Origin of the sequence: Okeania sp. SIO3I5 (assembly GCF_010672085.1) — a bacterium.
Lineage (GTDB): Bacteria > Cyanobacteriota > Cyanobacteriia > Cyanobacteriales > Microcoleaceae > Trichodesmium.
This window is the reverse complement of sequence record NZ_JAAHHT010000157.1, coordinates 16,843-22,807: the sequence shown is the minus strand read 5'-3', so window position 1 is coordinate 22,807 and position 5,965 is coordinate 16,843. Positions and strand designations below refer to the sequence as shown.

The 5,965-nt window shown below is 34.3% G+C and carries 5 protein-coding genes; all 5 read left to right on the top strand.

All coding sequences use genetic code 11. The features are described 5' to 3' along the window. On the top strand, positions 1 to 325 hold a 325-nt coding region (locus F6K40_RS27170), incomplete at its 5' end, for a hypothetical protein (RefSeq protein ID WP_293140224.1). Next, complete coding sequence (locus F6K40_RS27165; RefSeq protein ID WP_293140223.1) at positions 303 to 428, top strand: hypothetical protein; 126 nt, start codon at positions 303 to 305, stop codon at positions 426 to 428. The genes F6K40_RS27170 and F6K40_RS27165, both read left to right, overlap by 23 nt. Positions 429 to 484: 56 nt before the next feature. Then, positions 485 to 610 (top strand): hypothetical protein, encoded by a 126-nt coding sequence (locus F6K40_RS27160; protein WP_293140222.1) that lies wholly within the window; start codon positions 485 to 487, stop codon positions 608 to 610. 57 nt (positions 611 to 667) lie between these two features. Then, a complete protein-coding gene (locus tag F6K40_RS27155) occupies positions 668 to 793 on the top strand; it encodes a hypothetical protein (protein WP_293140221.1) in 126 nt (41 codons plus the stop codon). A 286-nt stretch (positions 794 to 1,079) separates the two neighbouring features. Continuing rightward, on the top strand, positions 1,080 to 5,648 hold the full coding sequence (locus F6K40_RS27150; protein WP_293140220.1) for a tetratricopeptide repeat protein: 4,569 nt from the start codon (positions 1,080 to 1,082) through the stop codon (positions 5,646 to 5,648). Positions 5,649 to 5,965: the final 317 nt, after the last annotated feature.

Sequence of the window (5,965 nt, the reverse complement as noted above, 5' to 3'; positions counted from 1 at the left end):
AGATTTCTGGAACAGAAAAAAACAGAGGATGAGAAATTCGGAAAAGATTGACAGAAAAAGTAAGTCGAAATTTGACGAGACTTCTCCTGGTAGATTTCTGGAACAGAAAAATCAAGAGCATGAGAAATTCCGCAAAGATTGGCAGAATAAAGTAAGTCGAAATTTGACGAGACTTCTCCTGGTAGATTTCTGGAACAGAAAAAAACAGAGGATGAGAAATTCGGAAAAGATTGACAGAAAAAGTAAGTCGAAATTTGACGAGACTTCTCCTGGTAGATTTCTGGAACAGAAAAATCAAGAGCATGAGAAAGTCGGAAATTTTTGACAGAAAAAGTAAGTCGAAATTTGACGAGACTTCTCCTGGTAGATTTCTGGAACAGAAAAAAGCAGAGGATGAGAAAGTCGGAAAAGATTGGCAGAAAAAGTAAGTCACGATTTGGCTTTAACACTTCTGGTTTATTCCTAAGACAGAAAAATCTAGAGAATGAGAAAATCAGAAAATCTTGCCAGAAAAATTAAGTCAAGATTTGGCTTTGCAACTTCTGGTTTATTCCTAAGACAGAAAAATCTAGAGAATGAGAAAATCAGAAAATCTTGTCAGAAAAATTAAGTCAAAGTTTGGTTTGACTCTGGAGTTGTTGATTCCGAGGAGAGAAAAAACAAGACAATGAAAAAGTTAGAAAATCTTCTCAGAAAAAGTCAGTCAAGATTTGGTTTTACCACTTCTGGTTTGTTCCTAAGACAGAAACAGCAAGAGAATGAGAAACTCAGAAAATCTTGCCAGAAAAAGTAAGTCAAAGTTTGGTTTGACTCTGGAGTTGTTGATTCCGAGGAGAGAAAAAATAAGAGTAATGAGAAACTCAGAAAATCTTGCCAGAAAAAATAAGTCAAGATTTGGCTTTATACCAATTGAAGCAAAGGTTAGAATATTTCTAAATTACCAAATTCAGTCATAGATTATTTTTGACTTTTGCCTTGCGTGTAGCGCTATACTCCTTCTATTTTTTCCCAATCTTTTGTAAAATTAAACTATCAAACCTTAAATCAACTTAATTAATAGTAGCCCAAAAAAAAAGAAAATGGCATCAACAAATCCTCCAGAAAGTGCAGCAGAAAATTTCCACAAAAAAGCAGAAGCTTATTTAGCTCAAAAGAAATTTGAAGAAGCGATCGCTTCCTGCGAATTAGCAATAAAAATCGAAGAAAGTTATTTTCCTGCCTACAAAACTTTAGGTAATGCTTGGCAAGCACAAGGAAAATTAGTAGAGGCAGAAAATTGGTACAAAAAGGCGTTAGAAATTAAATCAGATTGGCCGGAAGTATATGCTAATTTGGGTAGTTTATACGCCATGGAGCAAAAATGGCAAGAGGCAATATCTTATTATCAAAAAGCCGTAAATCTTAAACCAGATTTTGCAGGAGCTTATCGCAATATGACGAAAGTATGGTTACGTTTAGGGAATCAAAAATCTGCTACATATTGTCAGTATAAAGCATTATCTATGGAACCAGAAAAAGCTACCTTTGAAGAACTGATTAATTTAGGAAAAACTCTCGAACAACAAGATAGTTTAAATGAAGCAATATCTTGTTATCGAATGGCAATTAAATTAGATAATAATTCATCAGAAGGTTATCAAAATTTAGGGGAAGCTTTAAAGCAGCAAGGAAATTTGGAAGAAGCAACAGTTTGTTTGAGGAGAGCTATAGAATTAAAAGCAACTAATACAAAAATAGAGAATTCAAATGACACTTTAGAAGCAGCTAGTAAATACAGTTTAATTTCTAGTCAAGAGTTAAATCCGGGAGAGACTTTAGTTGGTAGTTTAAATAATAATCAGGTAAATGGGAATGATACTTTGGCAGCTTCCGAACAGGTAAATAATATGCCTCTTCCACCAAATTTTCCGACAATTAATGTTGAAGATATAGAAACTTATATCGTGGTGGCAGAGACTTATATTAAACAGAAAAAATGGGAGCAAGCAATTGCTGTAAGTCAGAAAATTATTTCCATTAAACCAGAACCCAAAGCTTATAAAATAATCGGCAATTCTTTACAAGCTTTGGGTAAATTATCAGAAGCATCAGATTGGTACAAAAAAGCATTAGAAATTAAGCCTGACTTTGGAGAAGTATATGCAAATATAGGAACGATATTTGCTCAACAAAAACAGTGGGAAGAGGCAATACAATCTTATAGAAAAGCAATTGCAATTAAACCAGACTTTACCGGAGCATATAGAAATTTAGCGAAAATTTATACTCAGGTAGAGCGGTTAGCAGAAGCAGCAGAATATTTGTATCAAGCATTGAGATTAGAACCAGCAAAAGCTACCGCCGAAGAATTTTTATTTAGCGGAAATAATCTGAATCAAAATAGTCAATTAGAACAAGCGATCGCTTGTTATCAAGAAGTGATTAAGTTAAAGCCTCAGTTAGTAGAAGCTAGCTATAAATTAGGAGAAATATTAATTCAAAAGGGGCAGTGGGGAGAAGCAGTTGCTTGTTATCAAAGAGTAATATCTGCTAATCCGAAAAATTTAGAAGCTTATGAAAAATTGGGAGATGGTTTATTAAAGCAGGGGCAGTTAGAGCTAGCTTTACAGAATTATCAAAAAGCTCAACAACTAGAACCAAATAATAGAGAATTTCAGCAAAAAATTGGAGAAATTTATTACAGATATGGAGAAGCTTTCCAAGAACAAGGAAAAGTAGAAGAGGCAGTCAAAGCTTATAGTCAAGCAACAGAAAATTCTCCAGAATTTGATATACCTTATGGAAAATTAGGGGAAATTTTCTCGCAACAAGAAAAATGGGAAGAAGCTGTCAAAGTCTATCAAAAAGCAAGTCAAATAAAATCAGATAATTCTTGGTACCACAACAGCTTAGGAGAAGCTCTCAAAAATTTAGAAAAATGGGAAGAAGCTGTGAAAGCTTATCGCAAAGCAATAGAATTAAATCCTGACTTTTCTTGGTCTCATAATAACTTGGCAGACTGTCTATTAAAACTACAAAAATGGGAAGAAGCTGTTGAACCTTACCGTCAAGCAATAGAATTAAATCCCGACTTTACTTGGTCTTATATTAACTTAGGAAATAGTCTTTGGGAAATAGGAAAATGGGAAGAGGCAATACAACCTTATAGTCGAGCAATAGAATTAAAAGCAGACTTACCAGAAGCTTATCAAAAATTGGGAGATGCTCTGAAAAAACGCGCTGACTTAGACCGAGAAGAATCAATTAAATGGTATAAAAAAGCCATAGAAAATAATCCCGATAATGAACAACTTTATCACAGAGCACTAGAAGTTAAACCAGAAGACCACAAACTTTATTTACAACTAGGCAATACATTAGTAAAAAAAGGAAAAACTCATGGAGCGATCGCCTTTTATCAGTTAGGTTTACAAATTAATCCAGACGATGCAGAAATTCAAGAGCAACTAGCAAAGATATTACCTAAAAAAAATACTTTCACGCACCAGGGAAAAGATGATAGGGAAGAGAAAAAAATTTCTATTTCCCCATTACCTTCTACTCCCATCATTGCAAAAAGCGAAGAGACAAAACTTCCTATTTCTCAATTACCTTCTCCGAGGATTCAAAAAGAAGATTCCTATCAATTATGGCTCAAAGAAAACTTACCTAACTCAGAAAAACTCAACAAAATGTCGGAAAATTTAGAGACTTTCCGATACCAACCATTAATTAGTATTATCCTGCCAGAAAAAAAAGTATCCCCAGACATTCAAGAGACAATTGAATCAGTAATAAATCAAATCTATCCTAACTGGGAACTTTGCTATATTGCCGACGAACTCCCGGAAAATATAGAAGTAGAAAACAGAATCAAATTAGTCTTAAAAAGTGAAAATCAAGATATTGCCACAGACTTAAATTCTGCCTTAGCATTAGCAACAGGAGATTTTATTACTCTATTAAATCCTGACGATATATTAACCCCAGATGCTCTCTATCAAATGGCATTATTTCTGAATAAACATCCAGATGCAGATATGATTTATTCAGACGAAGATAAATTGACAAGTCAAGGAAAATTAACCGAACCTTACTTTAAACCAGATTGGTGCCCCGATTCATTTTTATCCCGAATGTATACAGGTCATTTGTGTATATATCGTCGAGAATTATTAGAAAAATTGAACGGCTTTCGAGTCGGATATCAAAGTAGTAATGAATACGATCTAATTCTCCGCTTAAGCGAAATAAGTCAAAAAATATTCCACATTCCCAAAATACTTTATCACAGCAGAATCTCTCAAAATCCACTAGAAATTAATCAAACAATCTCAGAAGAAACAGCAAAAAAAGCATTAACCCAAGCATTAGCAAGAAGAGGAGAAATCGGAAAAATTTATAGCGTACCTAACCATCCAGGTTTTTATCAAGTTCGTTATCAAATTTTAGAGAAAAAGCTAGTCAGTATTATCATCCCCACCAGAAATCTAGGAAATATTTTAGATAGATGTCTAGAGTCAATCTTTACTAAAACCACCTATCCAAATTATGAAGTAATACTAATTGATAATGGCAGCGATGAACCAGAAACATTATCCATTATTGAGAAGTGGAAAAATCAACAACCAGAACACTTCAAAACTTATCAACTGAATATTCCTTTCAACTTCTCCAAACTAAATAACTTTGCCGTAGAAAAAGCAGAAGGTGATTATTTACTATTCCTAAATAATGACACAGAAGTCAAAACTGCCGACTGGTTAGAAGCAATGGTTGAACAAGCGCAAAGAGAAAAAATAGGAGCTGTCGGAGCATTATTATTATATCCAGATAATACAATTCAACACGCCGGAGTTGTATTAGGAATGCGGAGTGTTGCAGATCATAGTCACCGAGGTTTTTCTCCCACTGATACTGGTTACAAAGGTCAAATTATTTCTGTGAATAATTATTCTGCTGTAACTGCCGCTTGTTTAATGTGTCGTCGAGAAGTATTTGAACAAATTGGAGGGTTTGATGAAGAATTAGCAGTAGCATTTAACGATGTAGATTTATGTTTAAAAATGCTCCATAAAGGTTATCGAAATATTTATGTACCTCACGCTGTTTTATATCACCATGAATCAAAAAGTCGGGGAGTAGAAAATACCGGACAAAAACAACTCCGTTTCCAAAAAGAAATTAAAGATATGAAGCAAAGATGGAAACATTTAATAGACGAAGATCCTTGTTATAATCCTCATTTAACTAGACAACAAGAAGACTTTAGTTTAAGGATTCAAACAAATTTAGAAGTTGCTGTTTCTATGTATGAAAAAGATTCAGAAATAGTCGGTTGTTCTATAGATGTACCATTACCAGGAATAAAGAAAGATATTAGTTCTATTTCTATTGGGGGGTGGGTAGTTGGAAAAAAATCTCCCCCAGTTTCAGTAGAATTTATTTCTGGTGGTAAAGTAATCAGAGAAGTTCCTGCTAATTTACATCGTCCAGATGTAGGAGAAATTCATCCAGAATTTCCAGAAGCTAAATATTGTGGTTTCTGGGGAGAAATAGAAGTAATTGAATTTGCGCCAGAGATAAAAATTTCTTTAGAAGCTATTCTTAAAGATGGTTCTCATGTCCGAGTGGGAATGGTAAATTTGAAGTGCCCTAATTTGTTGTAAGCATTCAGCTATTAGCAGTCAGCTTTCAGCTTTCAGCTTTTTAATTAATGAAGTAAGCATTTACTTAACTTCTACTACTAGACTGACACAGCTAAAACTGTGCGTTAGATTTTTTCCTATAATTCTCGTTATGGCAAGATTTGAGGATTTTTTTCTAATTTACTATTTAAGGTGTGTCAGTCGAGTAGAAAAATTTGACTACCCATTCCCGCGCCGGAGTGCTTCAGAAAATGCAACGACTCTTGCTCTTGAGGCAATAAAAGAGAAATTTGACTACCCATCCCCGCGCCGGAGTGCTTCAGAAAATGCAACGACTC